This window comes from Streptomyces sp. MS19 (assembly GCF_047200595.1).
Classification (GTDB): domain Bacteria; phylum Actinomycetota; class Actinomycetes; order Streptomycetales; family Streptomycetaceae; genus Streptomyces.
Genome location: NZ_JBJZOH010000024.1, coordinates 59,852 through 81,873 on the forward strand (window position 1 = coordinate 59,852; position 22,022 = coordinate 81,873).

Here is a 22,022-nt window from a genome sequence, read left to right on the forward strand (position 1 = left end):
ATACCGTGGAGCCATGGCACGCACCAGGGGAGACCATGAGGCACGCCGGCGCGACGTCTCCGCGGCGGTGTGGCAGGTCATGGCGACGCGCGGCTTCACCGGCCTGACCCTGCGCGCCGTCGCGGCCGAACTCGACGCCACCACCGGGCTGCTCACGCACTACTTCCCCACCAAGCGCGCCCTCGTGACGTACGCCCTCGACCTGCTCGAAGAGCGGACGCTCGCCCGCCCGCGCCGCAGCCGGGGCACGGGCCTTGGCGCTCTCCGCGACGCGCTGCTCGACCTCCTCCCCCTGACCCCCGAGGCCACCGACACCAGCCGGGTGTGGGTCTCGTCCTGGGACGCCGCGCTCTCCGACCCCGGGATGAGCGCCGACTACGCACGCAAGTACGCCGCCGCCCACGCCAGGCTGACCGAACTCGTCGCCGCCGCCCAGGAGTCGGGCGGGCTGTCGCCGGGCGACCCGGCGGAGATCGCCGCCGGGGCCCAGTCGTTCGTCCTCGGCCTGGCGGTCCAGGCCCTGTTCTCCCCGGCGGCGTTCCCCCCGGCGCGGCAGATCCGGCTGCTCGACGGCCACCTGGCCGCCCTCGGCCGCGCCGGGGCCTGACGGCGCGGCGCGTGTCCATGGCCCGGCAGGCGCGGGCGATGCCGTCCAGCGGCATCCCGGCCGGGAGCACCGGGGACGGGTCGAGCCGCCCGCCGAGCACCTCGGCCGGCAGCGGTTCCGCGTAGCGGCGCGCGGGCGCGACACCCGCCCGCGGCGTCACGTCGTGCCGGCACAGCCGGTGGAGGCCGACGCGTCCCACACGGCACCGGTCCGCCCGGGACGGGCGGGACCTGGAGGAGGTCATCGAGCGCCTGGCGGAGCTGGGCGACACCACCACGGCCGTCGTCCTGTCCGAGCCCGTGCGTCCGCGTGCCGTGGACGTCGCCGCCTGGATCACACGGAACGCGCAGCCGCCGCGTCGTCGGGCCGCATCCTCCTCAGCCGCCGGGCGGCGTTGCGCACGCCGAGGAAGACGGCCGCGCCGAGGCAGGCCAGGGAGAGGAGCGCGAGGACGACGAGTGCGGGGTTCACCCAGGACGGCACGAGGTCCACGTCCGCGCTGCACCTCGCGTGCACCGGGAACAGCCGTCCGGACTCGCGGTGGTGCGCGCTGTTCCACCCGTCGTCGAACCGGACGCCGTGCCGGTACTCGCAGGCCTCCTCCAGGTCGAGACCGCCGGCCGCCACCGCGACGAACCACAGGGTCACGGTGTTGAGGAGCGTGACGACGCCGACGACGGCCAGTGAGGAGGGCTGCCAGAGGCCTCTCCTCCGCTGCCGGGCGCGCACCAGCAGCACGACGACCACGCACACGACCGTGGTCGGTATCCAGACCTGCACGACCCCCAGCGCTGGAAACCCCATGGCCCCCCTCATCCCCTCCGGCGGGGTGATCAGTATGTACGGGCGGAACGACGGCCCGCCCATTCCCCCCTTCGGGTGAAAGCGAGGTGTGGCGGGAACGCGAGCGCCGCCGTCGCGCTCCCTGCGCGACGGCGGCGGGTGCCCGTTCCCCCGGCCGCCCGGCTGCTCCGGACGGGTGACTACCCGGCGGCGACCTGCCCGGTCAGCTCGGTGAACTGCGACCAGCTCAGCTCCGGCTCCCCCGGGTCCCAGACCTTCTGGGCCAGCGCCGCCAGCGGCAGCCTGATGCCCTCCGCGACCTGCTCCTCCGTCTGCGCGTCCGCCAGGTCGCACCAGACGGCGAACCGCGCGCCCGGGATGTGGTCCGCGTCCCTGAACTCCTCGGGCACCGCCTCCGTGCCGCGCAGGACGGCGGGCGTCCACTCCTCGTAGATCCGCTCACCCGTCGGATACGTGAAGTCGTTCGGCTCGCCGAGGACGTAGTAGAGGTACTCGGAGCTGAGGTTCAGCACCTTCCAGCCGCCCTCCAGGTACTCCACCGGCGGGCGGGCGCCGATCTCGCGGCCGGTCCAGTACGTGACCTCCCGGTCGTGGTCGGGCCGCACCTCGCCGCCCGCATGCATGCCGTCGTTCCACACCTGCGGGGTCTTGCCGGCGTCGCGGACGGTCTCGGCGCGGTCGTTGAGCCACGCCGTGGCCAGGTCGCGGACGGAGGCGCCGTCGCCGAAGCGGTCGCGGGCGGCCCGCGCCAGGTCCGGGTAGGTGCTCTCCGGGTCGGACACGGTCGCGGCCACGTACTCGTCGCCGCCGACGTGCACGTGGTCACCGGGGAAGAGGTCGGCGTACTCGCGCAGCAGGTCGTCGATCAGCTTGCCCGCGTCCTCGTCGGCGATGTCCACCGCGCCCCGCGGCTCCTCGCCGCTCGCGCTCACCAGCTGGAACTGCGGGTAGGCCGCCAGCACGGCCCCGAGGTGGCCGGGCGAGTCGATCTCCGGGACGACCTCGATGTGCAGCTCACCGGCCAGGTCGATGATCTCCTCGACCTCGTCCTTCGTCAGGGCGTCGGGCGAGGCGACCTCGGGGTGGCTCTCGCTCTCGATGCGGAAGCCCTGGTCGTCGCTGAAGTGCCACTGGAACTGGTTGAGCTTGAGATCGGCCATCTCGCGCAGCCGGTCCTTGATCCAGTCGGCCGTGAACGGCTTGCGCGCCGTGTCCAGCGACAGGCCGCGCTGGGGGCGGTCGGGGCGGTCCTCGATCGTGCCCTGCGGCAGGCCGCCCGCGCCGCGCACGGACTGGACGACGGTGCGCGTGCCGTAGAACACGCCGGCCTGCGTACGGGCCGTGACCGTGACGCGGTGGTCCTCGGTCTCGATCCGGTAGCCCTCGGCGCCGGTGCCGGCGCCCTTGTCGAGCCGCAGGAGGACGTCGCCGTCGCGGGCGCCGTTCCCGGCGCGGTCGGCGTCCAGCTCCTCGGCGAGCCGGTCGGCCTCGTCGTCGAGCGGGCCGTCCTCGGCGGCGACCACTCGGGTGACGCCCTCGGCCGGGGCCCAGCCGGGGCCGTCGGCGGCGTCGAAGTTCCGGACGGCCGGGACGGTACGGGGGGCGCCTTCCGGGCCGTCCGGGAGATCGGTGGGGGACTCTGGGGGTGACGGGGCGGGAGTGCCGGCGGCGGGCGTCGCGCGCTGCGTCGCCGTGCCGTCACCGGCCTGTTCCGCGATCACCATGGTCGAGGCGGCCGCGATGACGAGGGCCGCCGCGACCAGGGCGATTATTCGCCAGGGCGCTTCTCGCATACTTCGACGGTAAGCGTTGGCCAGAGGTCGGCAATACCAGCGGCGGGGCCCCGGCGGGGGCGCGCGGCACGGCCGGTGACCCCCGGGGCGGAGGACGCCCCGCCCCGCCGATACCATGGCGGCGGCCGGTGGACCGTACCCGGCCGGGCCCGACCGACGTCCCCAGAGCTGCCGGCGAGGCTCTTGCGACCGCTCCCGGAGGGTTTTTCCGTGCCGGCAGGAACGTTGTACCGCGGCCGGGAAGGCATGTGGTCATGGGTGGCACACCGTGTCACCGGTGTCCTCATCTTCTTCTTCCTGTTCGTCCATGTACTGGACACCGCTCTCGTCCGCGTCTCCCCCGAGGCGTACGACGACACCATCGCCGTCTACAAGACCCCGATCGTGGGACTGATGGAGTACGGCCTCGTGGCCGCCGTCCTGTTCCACGCGCTGAACGGTCTGCGCGTCGTCGCCGTGGACTTCTGGAACAAGGGCGCCCGCTACCAGCGCCAGATGCTGTGGACCGTCGTCGGCGTCTGGGTGGTCCTGATGGCGGGGGCCGCCTACCCGGTCCTGTCCCACGCCTTCCACGAGCTGTTCGGGAGCTGATGACCGATGTCCACCGAAATCTCGCAGGTCACGGACGGCACCGACTACGCGGTCAGCCCCGCGCCGGTCATCGAGCCCCCGCGCGCGCGGACCGCCCGCACGCCCCGCGCGACGCGGACGAACTTCGAGCTGTACGGCTGGCTGTTCATGCGGCTGTCCGGCATCGTGCTGGTCGTCCTGGTGCTGGGGCACCTGCTGATCCAGCTCGTCCTCGAAGGCGGCGTCTCGAAGGTCAGCTTCGCGTTCGTCGCCGGCCGCTGGGCGTCGCCGTTCTGGCAGGCCTGGGACCTGATCATGCTGTGGCTCGCGATGCTGCACGGCGCGAACGGGCTGCGCACGATCATCAACGACTACGCCGAGCGGGACACCACGCGCTTCTGGCTGAAGATGCTGCTGTACACGGCCACGGTGTTCACCGTGCTGCTGGGCACGCTGGTGATCTTCACCTTCGACCCGAACATCCGCTGACGCACGGCGCCGAGCAGGCACGAGGCAGGCAGACCAAGCATGCAGATCCACAAGTACGACACCGTCATCGTCGGTGCGGGCGGGGCCGGGATGCGCGCGGCCATCGAGGCCACGAAGCGCAGCCGCACCGCCGTGCTGACCAAGCTGTACCCGACGCGTTCCCACACCGGCGCAGCGCAGGGCGGCATGGCCGCGGCCCTCGCGAACGTCGAGGAGGACAACTGGGAGTGGCACACCTTCGACACGATCAAGGGCGGTGACTACCTGGTCGACCAGGACGCCGCCGAGATCCTGGCGAAGGAGGCCATCGACTCGGTCCTCGACCTGGAGAAGATGGGCCTGCCGTTCAACCGGACGCCCGAGGGCCGCATCGACCAGCGCCGCTTCGGCGGCCACAGCCGCAACCACGGCGAGGCGCCCGTGCGCCGCTCCTGCTACGCGGCCGACCGCACCGGTCACATGATCCTCCAGACGCTGTACCAGAACTGCGTCAAGGAGGGCGTGGAGTTCTTCAACGAGTTCTACGTGCTCGACCTCCTCCTCAACGAGGTGGACGGCGTCAAGAAGACGGCCGGCGTCGTCGCGTACGAGCTGGCCACCGGCGAGCTGCACGTCTTCCAGGCGAAGGCCGTCGTCTTCGCCTCGGGCGGCAACGGCAAGTTCTACCGCGTCACCTCCAACGCGCACACCTTGACCGGCGACGGCCAGGCGGCGGCGTGGCGGCGCGGGCTGCCGCTGGAGGACATGGAGTTCTTCCAGTTCCACCCGACCGGCATCTGGAAGATGGGCATCCTGCTGACGGAGGGCGCCCGCGGTGAGGGCGGCATCCTCCGCAACAAGGACGGCGAGCGCTTCATGGAGAAGTACGCGCCCGTCATGAAGGACCTCGCCTCGCGCGACGTCGTCTCCCGCTCGATCTACACCGAGATCCGCGAGGGCCGCGGCTGCGGCCCCGAGGGCGACCACGTCTACCTGGACCTGACGCACCTGCCGCCGGAGCAGCTGGACGCGAAGCTGCCGGACATCACCGAGTTCGCGCGCACGTACCTGGGCATCGAGCCGTACACCGACCCGATCCCGATCCAGCCGACCGCGCACTACGCGATGGGCGGCATCCCGACCAACGTGCTGGGCGAGGTGCTGGCCAACAACACCGACGTCATTCCCGGCCTGTACGCGGCCGGCGAGGTCGCCTGCGTGTCCGTGCACGGCGCGAACCGGCTGGGCACCAACTCCCTGCTGGACATCAACGTGTTCGGCCGCCGCGCGGGCATCGCCGCCGCCGAGTACGCCGCGACCGCCGACTTCGTGCCGCTGCCGGACGCGCCGGAGAAGTTCGTGGCCGACGAGGTGGAGCGCATGCGCGACGCCGAGGGCAGCGAGCGCGTGCCGGTGATCCGCCGGGAGCTCCAGGACACGATGGACAAGAACGCCATGGTGTTCCGCACCGAGCAGACGCTGAAGGAGGCGCAGGAGGAGATCGCCGAACTGCGCCGCCGCTACCGCAACGTGTCGGTGCAGGACAAGGGCCGCCGGTTCAACACGGACCTGCTGGAGGCCCTGGAGCTGGGCAACCTGCTGGAGCTGGCCGAGGTGCTGGTCGTCTCCGCGCTCGCCCGCAAGGAGTCGCGCGGCGGCCACTACCGCGAGGACTACCCGAACCGCGACGACGTCAACTTCATGCGCCACACCATGGCCTACCGCGAGGTGGACGCCGACGGCAACCAGACGATCCGGCTGGACTACAAGCCCGTCGTCCAGACCCGCTACCAGCCGATGGAGCGTACGTACTGATGGCTACCCCGACCCTGGAGAAGACGGAGTCCGCCCCGGCGGACGCGGGCCACCTCGTCACGGTGACCTTCCGCATCCGCCGGTTCAACCCGGAGCTCGCGGCGGACGCGTACTGGGAGGACTTCGAGCTGCGCATCGATCCGAAGGAGCGCGTGCTCGACGCGCTGCACCAGATCAAGTGGGAGCAGGACGGCAGCCTCACGTTCCGCCGTTCCTGCGCGCACGGGATCTGCGGGTCGGACGCGATGCGGATCAACGGCAAGAACCGGCTGGCCTGCAAGACGCTGATCAAGGACATCACGGACCTGAAGGACGGCGTCGCCGCGAAGCCGGTCGTGGTCGAGGCCATAAAGGGCCTGACGGTCCTGAAGGACCTGGTCGTGGACATGGACCCGTTCTTCCAGGCGTACCGCGACGTGATGCCGTTCCTCATCACCAAGGGGAACGAGCCGACGCGCGAGCGGCTCCAGTCGGCGGCGGACCGCGAGCGGTTCGACGACACGACCAAGTGCATCCTGTGCGCGGCGTGCACGTCGTCGTGCCCGGTGTTCTGGAACGACGGGCAGTACTTCGGCCCGGCCGCGATCGTCAACGCGCACCGCTTCATCTTCGACTCGCGCGACGAGGGCGGCGAGCAGCGTCTGGAGATCCTCAACGACCGGGACGGCGTGTGGCGTTGCCGTACGACGTTCAACTGCACGGACGCCTGCCCGCGCGGCATCGAGGTGACGAAGGCGATCCAGGAGGTCAAGCGCGCGCTGATCACGCGCCGCTTCTGAGCCGCGTCCCTGTGTCCGTTCCGAAGGCCCCCGTGACGCACGGGGGCCTTCGGCGTGTATTCCGCCGGTCTCGCCCGGGACTTCGCGGGATCAATCAATATTTCTCAGCTCAAACAACGAGCTAAAGAGATAATGCCGGTTATCGAATACGCATCGGGCTTTGCTTTACCAAATCCCGGTCAAGTTCATTGCCGGACCGTCACACCTGTGGGAATCTTTCACACGCCAGGCCCAACTGGGCGAGGGCCTTCCGCTTTGCTGTTCACGTTCGACTGCTCTCCTGAGGCACATCCTCCGTTCGCCACTGTTCCCTCCGACGAACCACTTCGCCTTCGTGGAAAGAGAACAAGAGATGAAGTCGAGAACGATTCTCCGGGCCGCCGCGGTCGCGTCTGCGACCCTTGTGACACTGACGATGGGCAATCCGGCCCAGGCCGCCGACAAATGGCAGAACAGCGGTTTCCACGTGGGAGACCTTTGCACAACCGGCGTAAGTCTCGACCCCTGCCACGGTTCGGCCTCCTTCGTGAAGAACGGCGACCACCTGTACGTCTGGGACAACGTCGCCGACGGATGGTCGGCCGTCGCGCGCTACTACCGCTCGGACGTCTCCGGCCTGGCCGGCCTCGCGTGGAACTACCACGGCGCGGGCACCCGCATCGACCACAACATGGACATTCCCGAGAACGGCTGGATCAATTACGAGGTCTGTCTCGGCGAATACAGCACCAGGGCCGTGCTGAGCTGGACATGCAGCAATTATTTCGTCGAGGACGCCTCATAGGACGGGAAAGCAGCCCTCCCCCCGGAAGCCCCCGCACACCACGGGGGCCTTCGGCATGCACGCCCCAGGGGCGCGGCCGATCGTTTTCCGGCCCATGACGGGCGGATGGCAGGGAAGCGGACGGCGGCCCCCGACGGGGCATCCTGTGCGCAAGGCGGGACGGCGGTGACGCTCAGCCGACGGCGGGGGCGAGCAACGCTTCGAGGCGGAGTGCGGCGTCACGCCACCGCTCCCGGGCCTCCCCGGGGGTCGGCGAGTCGGGACGGAGGATTCCGGCGAGGTGCGTGACGCGCCACGTGCGGAAGACCGCGGGAGGAGTGACCACGCCGCCGAGCAGGGCGCATGCCGTCCGCAGCGCCTCGGCGACGCTCGCGACCGGACCGGCGGCCCCGGCATGCCGGGTGAGGGCCGCGGCGAGGAGGGCGTGCAGGAACTGCACGGTCTGGAGGTCGGCACCCATCTCCACCATCCGGGCCACCACCGCGGGGTCGCCGGTGTCGAACGGGTAGGGCTCGATGAACCCGGACCACATCAGCAGGAACGGGGTCGCGTCGTGGTCACGGTGCCAGCCCAACTCGTCGACGAGGGCCATCGTGCCGTCCCCGAACGCCCCGGCCTCCTGGACGGCTCCGAGCAGGTGGTCCAGCTCCGCCCGCCGCCGCTCGGCGAACCGGCCGACCGCCACCGGCACACCCTCGGCCGTCGCCGCAAGCACCACGATCCCGCCGAGCGGCCCGAACACCTCCCGCGCGAGCGACGATTCCGGCACGGACGAGGGGGATGTCATCACTCACAGCCTGCTTTCCGGTGCTTGTCCCGGCCCGCGGTTCATCCAGCTCATGAACGCGTCCATGGAGTCCCGGATGCCGATGATGCCATTGTTGACCTGCGCGAGATCGGCCGCGTTGTCGACGAACCATTCCGGCTGCCGGTTCCCCGGCGGCCCGCCCATCTGGCGGATGCGGTCCGCGAAGTCGCGCGGCACCTCCACACGGACCACCCGTCCGCCCACACCCGCATACTGCTGGACAGCCCGTGTCAGGTCGTCGGTCAGGTACAGGCCAGGTTGTGGGGTCGCGCCGCGTACGGTGACGCCCGTGGGTGCGCCCAGTTGGAACACGGTGCCGCGGAAGTCCGATGCGCCGTGGTAGAGGACCACCAGGTCGTCGTGGGCTGCGAGACCCAGTGGGTCGCTAAAGATCAGCGGGTTCGCCACGTAGCCGCCGGGGTCGGGGGCGGGTCCGAGGCCCAGGGGGTCGAGCGTGAGGTAGCGGGCGATTCCGGGGTCGTAGTAGCGCTGGTAGTTGTAATGCAGGCCGGACTCGCTGTCGTGGTACTGGCCGGGGAAACGCAGCGGGGTGTCGGCGGTGCTGCCGGGCTCGGCGGAGGTGAGGCCCCAGACCGTCGAGCGGGATCTCCAGGCGGTCCGGCCGTCCTCGTCCACCAGTTGTGTCGGCGTCCCCACCAGGTCGGTGACGATGGCGTAGAACCGCCGGTCGAACTCGTCCTGCTCGACTTGGGCCAGGGGGACGCGCCCGTCGTGGTCCCAGGTGCGCGTGACGCGGGGACCGGCTTCCTCGACCAGCGTGGTGCCCGACCAGGTGAACGTCGTCTCCTCGGCCACGGCACCGTCGTCGGCCAGCCGCTGTTTGGCGAGCCTGCGGCCGAACGGGTCGTACAGGTAGCGCCAGCGGACGCCATCCGGCGTGGTCAGGGCGGTGAGACGGTCCTGGGCGTCCCACTCGTAGCGCCAGGTGGCGGGTTTCTTGGACAGGCGGCCCTTCTGCCGGAGCACCATGCGTCCGGCGCTGTCGTACTCGTAGCGGTAGCGGCCCGCCCTGGTGATCAGGCCGTCGGCATGGACGCGTTCGCCACCGGCGTCGCCCGCGTCCGGCCAGTCGGCGTCGACGAGGCGCCCCAGCGGGTCGTAGGCGTACGACTCCTCCCAGGAGCCGGTCCACTGGTCGGTGCAGCCCGTGACGCGGCCTCGGGCGTCCAGCGAGAAACGGACGCCTCCCACGCTGGTGGGGACGCCTTCGGCGCGGTAGGCGTAGGTCCGTCGCTCCGGAATCCCCTCAGCCGGACCGGTCACGGCCAGTGAGGTGAGGCGCCCGGCGGGGTCCCACGCCTGGTCCACGGTGACACCCGAGGAGTACGCCCGCCTGGTCACGTGCCCGGCCGCGTCATGGGTGAACGACAGCGTGCGCCCGGCGGACTCAAGCGTTCCGGGGTGCCCAGCCGCATCGTACGACCAGGTGCTGATGTGACCGGAGGGGGTCGTGCGGGACACGGGCCGGTTGAGGAGGTCGTAGGTGTAGCTGACGGTGCGGCCGTTGACGGTTTCCGACAGGAGGCGGCCGGACGGGTCCCGTTCGACGACGAGTTCGCTTCCCGGCGCGGTCGCGGTGAGCAGTTGCCCGAGGTGGTCGTAGGTGAGACTGGTGATCCGGCCGTCCGCGTCCAGTTCGACGGGCCGGCCGAGCTGATCGAGCGTGTAGGTGACCGTCTGGCCGGCGGCGTTGGTCCGTCCGACGAGCTGCCCGGCAGGGTCGAGGCGGTAGGTGAAGGCGCGTCCGTGGAAGTCGCTCTCGGCCGTCAGGCGGCCGGCCGCGTCGTAGGTGTAGTCCCACGCCCGGCCCTCGGGGCCGACGACGCGGGTGAGGTGCAGTTCGGTGTCGCGCACCAGCGAGTGACGGACGCCGTCCGGGCCGGTCGTGGCCACGGGAAGGTCGAACGGACCGTACTCATGGCGCGTGGTGGCGCCGTTGGCGTCGGTGTGGGAGAGGCAGTTGCCCTCGGCGTCATAGGTCCACCGCTGTACGCCGCCGAGCGGGTCGGTGCGGCTCGACATCCGGCCTTCGACCGTGAACTCGGCGCGGTGGACCGAGCCGAGCGGGTCCGTGATGCCGACGGTGCGGCCGAACGCGTCGCGGCGGTACTCCGTGGTCCTACCGAGCGCGTCGGTGAAGGCGACGGGCAGCCCGGCCCCGTCGCACCGGATGCGGGCCATGTTCCCGGCCGCGTCGGTCACGGCGGTCAGCGCGCCGTGCCGGTCGTAGGCGAAGCGGGTGGTGCCGCCCGCGGGATCGCGGACGGCGGTGCGGTTGCCCGAGCCGTCGTAGGCGTAGGCCCAGACGGAGCTGTCGGCCTGGACGACCTCGGAGGTCAGGCCGAGTTCGTTGTACCGCACCCGGATCGTGCGGCCGTCGGGACGTGTGACGGAGGTGCGGCGGCCGCTGTCGTCGTAGGTGTGACGGGTGGTGCGGCCCAAGGGATCGGTCAGCGACAGCAGGCGGTCGTAGCGATCCCACTCGCGGGCCGAGCTGTGGCCGAGCGGGTCGGTCTCGGCGATGAGCTGGAAGCTGTCGTTGAAGTGGTAGACCGCCTCCTGGCCCAGGGAGTTGACGGCGTGGGTACGGCGGTTCTCCGGGTCGTAGCGGTAGCGGTACTCCAAGACCCGGTCGGTGCCGGTGGTGAAGACGCAGCGGCCCTCGGCATCGTACGCGTAGGAGTACCAGTAGCCGTTCCGGTCCTCCCACCGGATGAGCCGGTGGCGGTTGTCGTAGGAAAGTTTCAGCGGCATGCCGGACGAGTTGATGACCTCGGCGAGCAGCCCGGAGCTGTCGTAGCCGTAACGCACCAGGACAGGTCGCCCGGGGTCGCTGAGCAGGCGGAGTTCGGTGACGCGGCCGGCCTCGGTCGTGATCCCGAGGCGGTAACCACCGCTGTGGACAAGGGCGGAGGGGTCACCGGCTCCGTCGTAGTGGACGGTGAGGCGGTTGTCGTTGCGGTCGGTGAGGGAGACGAGCGGGAGTTCGCCGCCCCGGCGGCCGGGAATCGGGGCGAAGTGGAGGGTGTGGCCGGTCTCGGGTTGGTGCAGGGCGAGCGGCGACTCGGGGCGGCCGTCCCATGTGAGGGTCCACCGGGGGCCTTCGACAGGGAGGACGGGCTCGCCCGGGATGGGGCGGGGGTAGCTGAGGAGCATGCCGTCCTCGGCGCAGAAGTCGATGCCGTTCTCGCGCAGGACCAGGCGCTGGTCGAGGGTGGACGCCCAGGCTCGGCCGAAGAGACGGCCGGCCTGGACGGAGGTGCGGTGGTGGCGTTCGAGGATCAGCGGCAGCACACCGGGCAGCTCGACATCGACGGCGGACAGCACCATCTCTCCCGTGGCCATGTCGATCGGGTCGCCCCGGGTGATCAGGCTGCGGATTGTGCGGCCCATGCTGCGCAATCCCTGGCCGAGGCCGCGGGCGCCTTGGGCGAGGCCGTGGAGACCGGTGCGGGCGGCGGTGAGGCCGCCGCGGAGGCCGCGGGCGAGGCCGCCGAGGGTGGTGAGGCCTTTCATGCCGGGGATGCAGTCGAGTGTGGCGAAGGCGACGTCGAGGAGGCCTGCTTCGCCTCTGGCGTATTTGATGAGTGTGTCGGTGAGGACGACGAGTGCGGCGGCGAGGACGACCCAGGCGAGGGGGCCGCCGATGATCATGACGACGACGCCGAGGACGGCGACGATCACCTTGCAGACGTTGACGATGGTGTCCCAGTTTTCCGTGACCCAATGCACCGCGTCCTGCCACCACTTGCGGTTCTGGATACCGGCGTCGGACGCCTCGTCGATGTCGCGGGCGGCCTGGCGCGCGGCTTCCTCGCGTATCTCCTTGGCCTGGCGGGCGAGTTCGCGGGCCGCGTCCAGGGAGTCCTGCGCGGTGTCCACGCGGGCCTGCGCCGCCTCCTGGGCCTCGTCCGCGGCCTGGCGGTCACGGGTGGCCGCACGTACCTCCGCCTCGTCCGGCGGCGGCGCGCCCGCCCGTTCGCCCTCCCGCTGAAGGCGCTCCGCCTCCTCACCGGCCCGCGACACCCACCCCTGCGCATCCCCCAACGCACCCTGCGCCGACGTCAGATCGGCCTGCGCGGCGATCGCACGGTCCAGCGCGCGGTCCGCCTGCCCCTGCGCGGTCTGGAGCTTCGGCCAGTACGTCTGTAACGCCTGCGCGCACAGGTCGTAGGAGTCCCGCAGCTTCTCCAGATTGCCCGGCACGCCGTCGAACTCGCTGCGGAACGCCTCCGCGGAGAGCCCCGCCCAGTCCTGCACAGCACGATCCGACGCCAAGCCGCGGATCTTCCCCAACGCCTCCGCCACATCGTCGGAGAACGTCTGCAATTCCTCGGCAAGCTCCCGGACTTCCTCGGGATCACCCGGCGTCGGATCGGAGTCCATCCCCACCGGAGACCAATCAGAAGGCCGCGCCATGAGTCCTCCCCGGAATCGGTGCGTTCCTGCGGACACGCGACAGGGGGCCTACTCGGTTGCAGGCAGGACGGCGGGATCGTCCGGCGATCGCCCACAGGTGGCGCAGGGGTCAGGCTTCGGGGGTGGTGTGCGTCTCGTGGTCGGCGCGTGTGAGTGCCTGGACGATCACCGGTGCGCCGGTGGCGGGGACTGTCGTGCGGCGGTCCTCGCGCATGCCCAGCTTCGCCATCACGCGGGCGGAGCCGTGGTTGTCGGCGTGGCAGATGCTGACGACGCGGTCGAGCCCGGCGTCGCGGAAGCCGAAGCGCAGCGCCGCCGCGGCGGCCTCGGTGGCGATGCCGCGGCCCCAGTGGGCGCGGGCGAGGCGCCAGCCGATCTCGACGGCGGGCAGGACCTCGGGCAGGAAGCGGGGGGTGGCGAAGCCGGTCCAGCCCGCGAGTTCGCCGGTGTCGCGCAGTTCGACGGCGAAGATGCCCCAGGGACGCTCCCGCCAGCCGAGCCGCATGTTCACCAGGGAGGTGGCGGTCTGCTCGCGCGTACGGGGTGAGCCGTCGCCGATGTGGCGCATCACCTCGGGGTCGGCGTCGATGGCGGCGAGCGGGGTGAGGTCGTCGTCCCGCCATTCGCGCAGGAGCAGGCGGGGCGTGAGAAGTTCGGGCATGGGAGGTGAGCCTACTGCTCGGGGGGCAGGTCGCCGAGGCCGAGGAGCAGTTTGCGCAGGAGGCCGGCGAGCTGGTCGCGTTCGGCGGGGGTGAGGGCGGCGAGGAGGCGGATCTCGTTCGCGAAGTGGCCCTCCAGCAGGGCGCCGATGGTGGCGCGGCCCTCGTCGGTGAGGGCGACGAGGATGCTGCGGCGGCTGGCGGGGTCGGGTTCGCGGGTGACGAGGCCGCGGGCGGCGAGGCGGTCCACGCGGTTGGTGACCGCGCCCGAGGTGACCATGGCGGCGCGGCCGAGCGCGCCCGCGCTGAGGCGGTAGGGCGGTCCCGCGCGGAGCAGGGTGGCGAGCAGGTCGAACTCCCAGCGCTGGAGCCCGTGGGGGGCGAAGTGGTCGGTGAGGCCGCGTTCGAGCAGGCGGGAGGCGCGTTGCAGGCGGCCGACCACGCCCATCGGTGAGGCGTCGAGGTCGGGGCGTTCGGTCCGCCACTGGCCGATCATCCAGTCGAGCGCGTCGTCCATCCGGAACCCCTTAACGTTGAACTGTTTGACGAGAAGCTATCACCTGATCTAGCCTCCTCAACGTAAAACAGTTCAACGTTGAGAGGTCGTCGTGGCCACCGTCACCGCCCCCGTCCGCGCCACCCCGTCCGCCTCGTCCACCCTCGCCGTCACCGGCCTCGCCGCCCTCGCCCCCGTCACCTGGGGCACGACCTACCTCGTCACCACCGAGTGGCTCCCGCCCGAACGCCCCCTCCTCTCCGGCGCGATACGGGCACTGCCCGCCGGGCTCATCGCCCTCGCGCTCGGCCGCCGGCTCCCGCGCGGCGACTGGTGGTGGCGCGCCGCCGTCCTCGGGACGCTCAACATCGGCGCCTTCTTCGTCCTCCTCTTCGTCGCCGCCTACCGCCTCCCCGGCGGCGTCGGCGCGACGCTGGGCGCCGCGCAGCCGCTGATCGTCGCGGCGCTGGCCTTCGCGTTCCTCGGCGAACGGACCACCCGCCGCCGCCTCGTCGCGGCCGTCGCGGGCACGGCGGGGGTGGCGCTGATGGTGCTGCGCGGGCATGTCGCGTTCGACGCGCTCGGCGTCGCCGCGGGGCTCGGCGGCACGGCCGTGATGGCGGTCGGCGTCCTGCTGACCAAGCGGTGGGGCCGCCCCGAGGGGGTCGGCGTACTGGCGTTCACCAGCTGGCAGTTGACGGCCGGCGGCCTGCTGCTGGTGCCGGTGGCGCTGATCGGCGAGGGCGCGCCGCCGTCCATCGACCTGCCGGCGCTGGGCGGTTACGCGTGGCTGAGCCTGGTGGGGACGCTGCTGGCGTACGCGCTGTGGTTCAACGGGGTCGGCCGGCTGCCGGTGGGGGCGCTGTCGTTCCTGCCGCTGCTCTCGCCCGCCGTCGCGACGCTCCTCGGCTGGCTCGCCCTCGACCAGTCGCTCACCCACCTGCAACTCCTCGGCTTCGCCGTGGCGATGACCTCGGTCGCCGCCGCGCAGTACGAGCCGCGTACCGGAAAGGCGCGGTGACCCCCGTGCGTATCACCGTCATCGGCGCGTCGGGCGAGACCGGCAGCCGCATCGTCGCCGAGGCCCTGCGCCGCCGCCACGACGTCACCGCCGCCACGCGCCGCGACGGCGACGCGACCGACCCGGCCACCGTCGCGCGGCTCGCGGCGGGACAGGACGTCGTCGTCTCCGCCACCCGCCCGGCCCCCGGCGCGGAGCACCAACACGCGGCGGCCGCCCGCGCGTTGCTCGACGGCCTGACGGGAACGGGCGTGCGCCTGCTGGTCGTCGGCGGCGCGGGCAGACTGACGGTCCCGGGCACGGACGGACGGCTCGCGGTGGACGACCCGCGCTTCGTCCCGCCGCAGTGGCGCACCATCGCGCTGGCGAGCAACGCGCACTTCGCCGCCTTCGCCGACGCGCCGGACGACGTGGACTGGCTGTACGTCAGCCCGTCCGCGCACTTCGCCCCCGGTGCGCGCACGGGCCGCTACACCGTCGGCAAGGACGCACTCCTCGTGGACGCGGCGGGCAACTCGTCGCTGTCGATGGAGGACATGGCGGCGGCCCTGCTCGACGAGGCCGAGACCCCCCGCCACCACCGCACCCGCATCACGGTGGGCCGCGCCTGACTGGGACGAGACGTGGGGTGGACTGACGGGCTGGAAGCGCTGGTTGACCGTCGAGGGGATGGAGCACCCGTCGTTCAGCGACGTGGCGCCGCTGGCCGCGCAGCTGGGCATCCCGATGCAGGACCTGGACGGTGGCCGCTGCGCCGCGATCACCCGGGCGTGCGTCACGGCCTTCGTGGACCGGCACCTGCGCGGCCGGTACGCGCCGCTGCTGGACGGGCCGTCCGCGCGCTACGGAGGTGGCGTTCCACCGGCCGTGGTGCCGCCCGGGGGCACGGTGCACTGTTTCGATCACGATCATAGTACGATCATCATCGAAATTGCGCACCGGCCCGAGCGACCCAGGAGACACCGTGGCCACAGCAGTGATGTTCGACAGGACCGGCGGCCCCGAGGTGCTGGAGCTGCGCGAGGTCGAGGTGGGCGAACCGGGGCCGGGCGAGCTGCGCGTCCGCGTGGACGCCATCGGCCTCAACCGGGCCGAGGCGCTGTACCGCCGCGGTACGTACCGCTACGACCCGGTGTTCCCCGCGCGCCTCGGCTACGAGGCGGCCGGGGCCGTCGAGGCGGTCGGCCCCGGCGTCACCGGCTTCGCGCCGGGCGACGAGATCGGCGTGGTCCCCGGCTTCCTGCTGACCGACTACGGCACGTACGGCGACCACGTGATCGTCCCGGCCGCCGTCACCGTCCCGCGCCCCGCCGGGGTCCCGGCGGTGACGGCCGCCGCGACATGGATGGCGTACATCACCGCCTACGGCGCGCTCGCCGAGGACGGGCACACGCGCCCCGGCGACCACGTACTGATCACGGCGGCGTCGAGCAGCGTGGGGCTCGCCGCGATCCAGACGGCCCGCCGCGTCGGCGCCGTCCCCGTCGCGACGACGCGGACCGCCGCCAAGCGGCAGCGGCTGCTGGACGCGGGCGCGGCGCATGTCGTCGTCACCGGCGAGGAGGACGTCACCGAGCGCGTCGCGGAGCTGACGGGCGGCCGGGGCGTCCGGACGGCGTTCGACGCGGTCGCCGGGCCGGGCGTGGAGGCGCTCGCCCGCGCCGTCGCGCCCGGCGGGCGGCTGATCGTCTACGGCGCGCTCGACCCGCGCCCCACCCCGCTGCCGAACGCCCTGTCCCTCCCGGCGCTCACCACCCGCACGTACACGCTGCACGAGGTGACGACCGATCCGGAACGCCTCGCCCGCGCCGTCGCGTTCGTCGGCGCGGGGCTGGCGGACGGGTCGTTCGCGCCGGTGGTCGACCGCGTCTTCGACCTGGCGGACATCGCCGAGGCACACCGCTACCTGGAGTCGAACGCGCAGGTGGGGAAGGTCGTCGTCACCGTGCGGCACTGAGGGTGGCGTCGCGTTCGCGGTGCGCGGCGGCGAGCAGCGCGGACAGGAGGCCGGGGAAGCGGGCCTCCATCTCGTTGCCGCGCAGCGCGTTCATCTTGGCGGTGCCGACGTAGTACTGCCGGACGAGACCGGCCTCGCGCAGCACGGTGAAGTGGTGCGTCAGCGTGGAGGCTGACACCCGCACGTCGAAGGTGCCGCACGCCATGTCGTCCCCGGCGTCGGCCAGTTGGACGACGAGGGCGCGCCGCACCGGGTCGGCGAGCGCGTCGAGGACGCCCTGGAGCGACCACTGCTCGGGCCCGGGGTTGTCCACCCGGCGGGGTGCGGTGCGGGGACGGGCCACGGTGACCTCCTCGGACGGCGGCGGCCACGGCGGCGGCACGGACGGGACGGGACGGTTCCCATCGTACGACCCGGGTCGAACATACGGTGGCGTCGGGTGCGCGGGCGGGGTGCGCGGAAAAGCGCTTGCCCGGCGCCGCCGGGGTGTGAGACGGTTCCCCGGCATTCGTCACACCTCACCTCCAGGGACTGAAGCCTGTGATCCCGGCCGCCCCCAGTGGCCGCCCCCGGCACTGAGCCGTCCACGCCTCCTCCCGGCGGCGTACCGGCTCGGGTGGACCGTGTCCGCCCGCCTGCTCCGGCAGCGGCGGCCCCACGTCGCGGTGCCCGCGCACCGCTCCCCCCTGCCCTCGCCGTACGCGCCCGGCCGCCGTGCCGTGGGCGCGTGCCGCGTCACGCCAGTCACGTGAGGTCACCACCATCACCATGGACACCACCACCGTCCAGCGCTTCGCCGTCGCCCACCTCCGCCGCCGCCCCGAGGTGGCCGAGACCGGCGGATTCGTCGCGGGGTTCGACCCCTCGACCACCAGCCCGTTCCTCAACTACGCCACCCCCCTGCCTGGCGCCGACCCCACCGGCGCCGACGTCCGCGCGCTGATCGACGCGTTCCGCGGGCGCGGGCTCCTGCCGCGCCTGGAGTTCGCGCCCGACGCGGCGCCCGCCGTCGAGGACGCGCTGCTGCGGCACGGGTTCACCACCGAGGCCGCGCACGAGTACCTCGTCTGCACCCCGGCCACCCACGCCGTACCGGCCGCACCCACCGCCGAAGAGCCGTCCGCCGAGGCCGACTTCACCGCGATGGACGAGGCCCTGTCCGAGGCGTTCGGCGGTGTCTTCCCGCCGTCCCCCGAGGGCGCGGACCGGCTGCGCCGCACGCTGTCGGACGGCGGCGCGGTCCGCCTCGTACGGGCGCCGGACGGCGGCTGCGCCGGGGCGGGGTCCGCGTCGGCGACGGCGGAGGGGATGTCGGAGCTGGCCGGCGTCGGCACCAGGCCCGCGTTCCGCGGCCGGGGCGTCGCCGGAGCCGTGACGGCCGCGCTGACCGGGACGATGTTCGCCCGGGGCGCGGCGTCGGTCTGGCTGGAGTACTCGGGCGACGGCTCGCGCCGGGTCTACGAGCGGGTCGGCTACCGGCCGGGCGGCACCCGCCTGTACATGTCGCTCGGGGGCTGACGGAACGGGCGGCGCCTGCCCGGCCGTTCGCGCGCACGAACACACCGTGCGCGCGGCGGACCGGGCAAGTGCCGCTCCAAGCACGGCAGTCCGTCCGTGTGTGCGATGTGCCCATTCCGTGACGCACACGGTGAACGCACAACCAGCCGCCCAGGTGAACGGTCGTACTGGCGAACGGACGACCCCGTTCATCCGCACAACCCTGAGAGGTCACATGCGCATCCGTCGTACCGTCACCGCCACGGCCGCCCTGTCGGCGGCCCTGCTCTCCGCCGCCCTCCTCGGCGCCGCGCCCGCCACGGCCGCCGCCACCGGCGCGATCCACCCCGGCGCCGACGACTCCGGCTGCCTGTGGTGGAACGACGGCGGCGAGCTGGACGTGCGGCTGGTGAACATCCCGGAGCCGGTCGTCGCCGGGCAGTGGGCGACGTTCACCTACCGCGTCACCAACACCTACGACGAGCCGGTGGACAGCCTGCTCACCCTCGCGGACATCACCGCGTACGACACCGCCGACGGCTCGGACGTGCCGCTCACCGCCCAGTGGCGGGCGGACGGCGCCTGGGCGCCGCTGGAGGCGAGGGGCTGGTACGACTGGTTCGGCACCACCGACCCGCTGGAGCCCGGCGAGTCGGCCACCGCGCGCGTACGGGTCAAGGTGACGGCGGACGCGCCCGATGGCACCCTCGGCTCGGCCGCCATCGGCGCCGCCCGCACCACCGGCGGGCAGTGCGAACGCACCCTGACCGACCTGGAGTTCGCCGTCGCCACGGCGTCCTGACGGCGCGCCCGCGCCGTTCCCCCACGCCGGGGAACGGCGCGGGCCTCGCCGGGCCGTCGCGGCTCGTGGACGAGGGCGCATCGACGCTGCGCCTGCGCGGCGGCCTGGCGGGGAAGACCGCCCTGGCCTGCCGAGCGACGCGCTCCCCCGGCCGTCCGGACGGCCCCGCCATCAGCCGATCGGCTGATGCCCCTTCGAGCGCGATGGGCGATGCCCCGCGACCCCGCCGCGGGCGAGCATCGGGGCATGTCAGTCATCGAGGTCAGAGGCCTGCGGAAGGCCTACGGGGGCAGGTCCGTCGTGGACGGGGTGGACTTCACGGTCGAGGAGGGCGAGATCTTCGGCGTCCTCGGCCCCAACGGCGCGGGCAAGACCACCACCGTCGAGTGCGTCGAGGGGCTGCGCGTCCCCGACGGCGGCACGGTGCGGGTCGCGGGGCTCGACCCGGTCGCGGACCACGACCGGGTCACCCAGCTGCTCGGCGCCCAGCTCCAGCAGAGCGAACTCCAGGCCAGGCTCACCGTGCGCGAGGCCCTGGAGCTGTACAGCTCCTTCTACCGCGCGCCCGCCGACTGGCGCCCGCTCGCGGCGCGCCTCGGCCTGGCGGACCGGCTCGGCGCGCGGTTCGGGAAGCTGAGCGGCGGCCAGAAGCAGCGCCTGTTCATCGCGCTCGCGCTCGTCGGCGACCCGAGGGTCGTCGTCCTGGACGAGCTGACGACCGGGCTCGACCCGCGCGCCCGCCGCGACACGTGGCGGCTGATCGAGGAGGTCAGGGACTCGGGCGTCACCGTCCTGCTGGTCACCCACTTCATGGAGGAGGCGCAGCGGCTCTGCGACCGGGTCGCCGTGCTCGACAAGGGCCGGGTCGCCGCGATCGACACCCCGGCGGGCCTGATCGGGCGGGCGAACGGCTCGACCCTCATCTCGTTCACCCCCTCCGCGCCGCTCGACACGCGCGAGCTGGCCGCGCTGCCGGGCGCCACGTCCGTACGGGAGGAGGACCGCCGCGTCCTCATCAGCGGGACGGACGAGACCGTGACCGCCGTCCTCTCCCTCCTCGCCAGGCGCCGCGTCACGGCGGAACGGCTCCGCGTCGTGGACGCCACCCTCGACGACGCGTTCCTCGACCTCACCGCGCAGGAGTCCTGAGATGACCACCGCCACCAACACCGGCACCAGCACCAGCAGCACGGCCGCCGTCCTCAGGACGGAGGCCCGGCTGTTCCTGCGTGAACCGGGCGCGCTCTTCTGGATCATCCTCTTCCCGGCCCTGCTGCTCACGATCCTCGGCCTCGTCCCGGCCTTCCGCGAGGCGGACGAGGCGCTGGACGGCCGCCGCGTGATCGACCTGTACGTCCCCATCGCGGTGCTGCTCTCGGTGATCGTCGCCGGTGTGCAGACCATGCCGAACGTCCTCACCGCCTACCGCGAACGCGGCATCCTGCGCCGCCTGTCCACCACCCCCGCCGGTCCGGGGTCCCTGCTCGGCGCGCAGATCGCGCTGCACGGCGCGGCGATCCTCGTCTCGGTGCTCCTGGCGATCACGGTCGGCAGGCTCGCGTTCGACGTGGCGCTGCCCGAGCAGCTCGCCGGGTACGGGCTCGCGCTGCTCGTCACCGCGCTCGCCGGTCTCGCGCTCGGCGCGACGGTCTCGGCGCTCTCCCGCACGACGAAGATCGCGCAGACCATCGGCACGATCGTGTTCTTCCCGATGATGTTCACCGCCGGTGTGTGGGCGCCCGTGCAGACCATGCCCGACGCGCTGCGGACCGTCGTCGAGCTGACGCCGCTCGGCGCCGCCGCCCAGGCGCTCGACCAGGCGGCGACGGGGGCCTGGCCCGACTGGGCGCACCTCGGGGTCACGGGCCTGTGGGCGGCGCTGCTGATCGGCGCGGCGGTCCGCTGGTTCCGGTGGGAGTGACCCCCTGGCCGCAGGCGGGCGGACCCGGGCCGTGCATGCTGGACACCATGCCGAACCAGGAACCGCCGAGCGCCGAGGACGGGTGGGAGACGTTCTTCCGCTGGGGCCCGTACGGGCTGCTCGCCCTCGGCACGCTGGTCTGCGCCGCCACCGCGCCCGCCCTGATGTCGCGCGGCGAGGTGTACGCGGCCGGGGTGCTCGTCGCGGCGGCGCTGGCGCTCCAGACGTGGTGGGCCGTGAAGCGCCGGGACTCGCCGCGGCGCGCTCCGGCGGGGATCGGCTACTACGCCGCGCGCACCGTGCTCGCCGCCGTCCTGGCGTGGCTGAACCCGTTCTTCTCGATCTACGCGGTGATCGGCTACTTCGACGCGGTCCCGCTGCTGCCGCCGCGCCTGGCCAGGGCCGGGCTGCTGGTGACGGCCGTGACCATGGCGGGCGCGCAGGCGGGCGGGCTGCCGCCCGGCTCCGCGGCCGAGCTGCTCCTCTTCGGCGCGCTCTTCGCGCTGAACGCCACGCTGGTCATGGTCTTCGGCCGGATCGACGAGAAGCAGGAGGAGGAGCGCAGGGCCAAGGCCGCGACCATGGCCGCGCTGGAGCGGGCCAACGCCCGTCTGGAGCAGGCGCTCGCGGAGAACGCGGGCCTCCAGACGCAGCTGCTCGTGCAGGCGCGGGAGGCGGGCGTGGACGAGGAGCGCCGCCGCCTCGCCGCCGAGATCCACGACACCATCGCGCAGGGCCTCACCGGGATCGTCACCCAGCTCGAAGTGGTCCTGGGGGGGGGGGGGGGGGGGGGGGGAGGGG

21 protein-coding genes are annotated in these 22,022 nt (G+C 72.6%); 14 read left to right on the plus strand and 7 right to left on the minus strand.

The window, feature by feature from the left end; all coding sequences use genetic code 11:
* Positions 1-13 precede the first annotated feature (13 nt).
* The gene (locus ACL02R_RS21210; protein ID WP_412798541.1) at positions 14-607 is read left to right on the plus strand and encodes a TetR/AcrR family transcriptional regulator; all 594 of its coding nucleotides are present in this window, start codon (positions 14-16) and stop codon (positions 605-607) included.
* Positions 608-940: 333 nt separating this feature from the next.
* Here the strand turns inward: ACL02R_RS21210 and ACL02R_RS21215 are convergent, their stop codons facing one another.
* Positions 941-1,411: a hypothetical protein gene (locus ACL02R_RS21215; RefSeq protein WP_412798542.1), complete on the minus strand. Its 471-nt coding sequence runs from the start codon at positions 1,409-1,411 to the stop codon at positions 941-943.
* Between the two features lie 179 nt (positions 1,412-1,590).
* On the minus strand, positions 1,591-3,204 hold the full coding sequence (locus ACL02R_RS21220; protein ID WP_412798543.1) for a beta-N-acetylhexosaminidase: 1,614 nt from the start codon (positions 3,202-3,204) through the stop codon (positions 1,591-1,593).
* A gap of 210 nt (positions 3,205-3,414) precedes the next feature.
* On the opposite strand from ACL02R_RS21220, the gene sdhC reads away from it, so the two are divergent.
* The 5 genes from sdhC (at position 3,415) to ACL02R_RS21245 (ending at position 7,620) form a co-directional block, all read left to right on the plus strand.
* Positions 3,415-3,795, plus strand: coding sequence for a succinate dehydrogenase, cytochrome b556 subunit (gene sdhC / locus ACL02R_RS21225; protein ID WP_362964139.1), 381 nt, complete (start codon positions 3,415-3,417; stop codon positions 3,793-3,795).
* Positions 3,796-3,801: 6 nt separating this feature from the next.
* Positions 3,802-4,263, plus strand: coding sequence for a succinate dehydrogenase hydrophobic membrane anchor subunit (locus ACL02R_RS21230; protein ID WP_412798544.1), 462 nt, complete (start codon positions 3,802-3,804; stop codon positions 4,261-4,263).
* Between the two features lie 39 nt (positions 4,264-4,302).
* On the plus strand, positions 4,303-6,057 hold the full coding sequence (gene sdhA / locus ACL02R_RS21235; RefSeq protein WP_412798545.1) for a succinate dehydrogenase flavoprotein subunit: 1,755 nt from the start codon (positions 4,303-4,305) through the stop codon (positions 6,055-6,057).
* On the plus strand, positions 6,057-6,836 hold the full coding sequence (locus tag ACL02R_RS21240) for a succinate dehydrogenase iron-sulfur subunit (protein WP_412798546.1): 780 nt from the start codon (positions 6,057-6,059) through the stop codon (positions 6,834-6,836). Before sdhA ends, ACL02R_RS21240 begins: the two co-directional genes overlap by 1 nt.
* Before the next feature lie 526 nt (positions 6,837-7,362).
* Positions 7,363-7,620: a hypothetical protein gene (locus ACL02R_RS21245; RefSeq protein WP_412798547.1), complete on the plus strand. Its 258-nt coding sequence runs from the start codon at positions 7,363-7,365 to the stop codon at positions 7,618-7,620.
* A 172-nt stretch (positions 7,621-7,792) separates the two neighbouring features.
* Here the strand turns inward: ACL02R_RS21245 and ACL02R_RS21250 are convergent, their stop codons facing one another.
* From ACL02R_RS21250 to ACL02R_RS21265, 4 genes are all read right to left on the minus strand, one after another.
* Positions 7,793-8,407 carry a hypothetical protein gene (locus tag ACL02R_RS21250; protein ID WP_412798548.1) on the minus strand — a complete coding sequence of 205 codons (615 nt, stop codon included), beginning with the start codon at positions 8,405-8,407 and terminating at the stop codon, positions 7,793-7,795.
* 3 nt (positions 8,408-8,410) lie between these two features.
* Entirely contained in the window at positions 8,411-12,835 is a 4,425-nt protein-coding gene (locus ACL02R_RS21255) for a DUF6531 domain-containing protein (protein WP_412798549.1), read from the minus strand.
* A 142-nt stretch (positions 12,836-12,977) separates the two neighbouring features.
* Positions 12,978-13,529 carry a GNAT family N-acetyltransferase gene (locus ACL02R_RS21260; RefSeq protein ID WP_412798550.1) on the minus strand — a complete coding sequence of 184 codons (552 nt, stop codon included), beginning with the start codon at positions 13,527-13,529 and terminating at the stop codon, positions 12,978-12,980.
* A gap of 11 nt (positions 13,530-13,540) precedes the next feature.
* Positions 13,541-14,044, minus strand: coding sequence for a MarR family winged helix-turn-helix transcriptional regulator (locus ACL02R_RS21265; protein ID WP_412798551.1), 504 nt, complete (start codon positions 14,042-14,044; stop codon positions 13,541-13,543).
* A 91-nt stretch (positions 14,045-14,135) separates the two neighbouring features.
* On the opposite strand from ACL02R_RS21265, the gene ACL02R_RS21270 reads away from it, so the two are divergent.
* From ACL02R_RS21270 to ACL02R_RS21280, 3 genes are all read left to right on the plus strand, one after another.
* Entirely contained in the window at positions 14,136-15,044 is a 909-nt protein-coding gene (locus ACL02R_RS21270; RefSeq protein WP_412798552.1) for an EamA family transporter, read from the plus strand.
* Between the two features lie 5 nt (positions 15,045-15,049).
* Positions 15,050-15,655, plus strand: a complete 606-nt coding sequence (locus ACL02R_RS21275; RefSeq protein WP_412798553.1) for an NAD(P)-dependent oxidoreductase — start codon at positions 15,050-15,052, stop codon at positions 15,653-15,655.
* Between the two features lie 353 nt (positions 15,656-16,008).
* Positions 16,009-17,001 (plus strand): zinc-dependent alcohol dehydrogenase family protein, encoded by a 993-nt coding sequence (locus ACL02R_RS21280; RefSeq protein ID WP_412798554.1) that lies wholly within the window; start codon positions 16,009-16,011, stop codon positions 16,999-17,001.
* Here ACL02R_RS21280 and ACL02R_RS21285 read toward each other — a convergent pair.
* Positions 16,985-17,344, minus strand: coding sequence for an ArsR/SmtB family transcription factor (locus ACL02R_RS21285; RefSeq protein ID WP_412798555.1), 360 nt, complete (start codon positions 17,342-17,344; stop codon positions 16,985-16,987). The two genes, ACL02R_RS21280 and ACL02R_RS21285, sit on opposite strands and share 17 nt — an antisense overlap.
* A 425-nt stretch (positions 17,345-17,769) precedes the next feature.
* Here ACL02R_RS21285 and ACL02R_RS21290 point away from each other — a divergent pair, with 425 nt between their 5' ends.
* The 5 genes from ACL02R_RS21290 to ACL02R_RS21310 form a co-directional block, all read left to right on the plus strand.
* A complete protein-coding gene (locus ACL02R_RS21290) occupies positions 17,770-18,519 on the plus strand; it encodes a GNAT family N-acetyltransferase (RefSeq protein WP_412798556.1) in 750 nt (249 codons plus the stop codon).
* A gap of 214 nt (positions 18,520-18,733) precedes the next feature.
* Complete coding sequence (locus ACL02R_RS21295; RefSeq protein WP_412798557.1) at positions 18,734-19,300, plus strand: hypothetical protein; 567 nt, start codon at positions 18,734-18,736, stop codon at positions 19,298-19,300.
* Positions 19,301-19,546: 246 nt separating this feature from the next.
* Complete coding sequence (locus ACL02R_RS21300; RefSeq protein ID WP_412798558.1) at positions 19,547-20,449, plus strand: ABC transporter ATP-binding protein; 903 nt, start codon at positions 19,547-19,549, stop codon at positions 20,447-20,449.
* Between the two features lies 1 nt (position 20,450).
* Positions 20,451-21,221: an ABC transporter permease gene (locus ACL02R_RS21305; protein ID WP_412798559.1), complete on the plus strand. Its 771-nt coding sequence runs from the start codon at positions 20,451-20,453 to the stop codon at positions 21,219-21,221.
* 47 nt (positions 21,222-21,268) lie between these two features.
* A partial coding sequence (locus ACL02R_RS21310) for a histidine kinase (protein ID WP_412798560.1) occupies positions 21,269-22,022 on the plus strand: 754 nt, incomplete at its 3' end.

Excerpts from the sequence above, each read along its gene's own strand:
- ACL02R_RS21210 (WP_412798541.1), top strand. The coding sequence starts at position 14 with ATGGCACGCACCAGGGGAGACCATGAGGCACGCCGGCGCGACGTCTCC.
- ACL02R_RS21230 (WP_412798544.1), top strand. The coding sequence starts at position 3,802 with ATGTCCACCGAAATCTCGCAGGTCACGGACGGCACCGACTACGCGGTC.
- sdhA (WP_412798545.1), top strand. The coding sequence starts at position 4,303 with ATGCAGATCCACAAGTACGACACCGTCATCGTCGGTGCGGGCGGGGCC.
- ACL02R_RS21265 (WP_412798551.1), bottom strand. The coding sequence starts at position 14,044 with ATGGACGACGCGCTCGACTGGATGATCGGCCAGTGGCGGACCGAACGC.
- ACL02R_RS21255 (WP_412798549.1), bottom strand. The coding sequence starts at position 12,835 with ATGGACTCCGATCCGACGCCGGGTGATCCCGAGGAAGTCCGGGAGCTT.
- ACL02R_RS21290 (WP_412798556.1), top strand. The coding sequence starts at position 17,770 with ATGGACACCACCACCGTCCAGCGCTTCGCCGTCGCCCACCTCCGCCGC.
- ACL02R_RS21250 (WP_412798548.1), bottom strand. The coding sequence starts at position 8,407 with ATGACATCCCCCTCGTCCGTGCCGGAATCGTCGCTCGCGCGGGAGGTG.
- ACL02R_RS21305 (WP_412798559.1), top strand. The coding sequence starts at position 20,451 with ATGACCACCGCCACCAACACCGGCACCAGCACCAGCAGCACGGCCGCC.
- ACL02R_RS21260 (WP_412798550.1), bottom strand. The coding sequence starts at position 13,529 with ATGCCCGAACTTCTCACGCCCCGCCTGCTCCTGCGCGAATGGCGGGAC.
- ACL02R_RS21215 (WP_412798542.1), bottom strand. The coding sequence starts at position 1,411 with ATGGGGTTTCCAGCGCTGGGGGTCGTGCAGGTCTGGATACCGACCACG.
- ACL02R_RS21240 (WP_412798546.1), top strand. The coding sequence starts at position 6,057 with ATGGCTACCCCGACCCTGGAGAAGACGGAGTCCGCCCCGGCGGACGCG.
- ACL02R_RS21220 (WP_412798543.1), bottom strand. The coding sequence starts at position 3,204 with ATGCGAGAAGCGCCCTGGCGAATAATCGCCCTGGTCGCGGCGGCCCTC.
- ACL02R_RS21295 (WP_412798557.1), top strand. The coding sequence starts at position 18,734 with ATGCGCATCCGTCGTACCGTCACCGCCACGGCCGCCCTGTCGGCGGCC.
- ACL02R_RS21300 (WP_412798558.1), top strand. The coding sequence starts at position 19,547 with ATGTCAGTCATCGAGGTCAGAGGCCTGCGGAAGGCCTACGGGGGCAGG.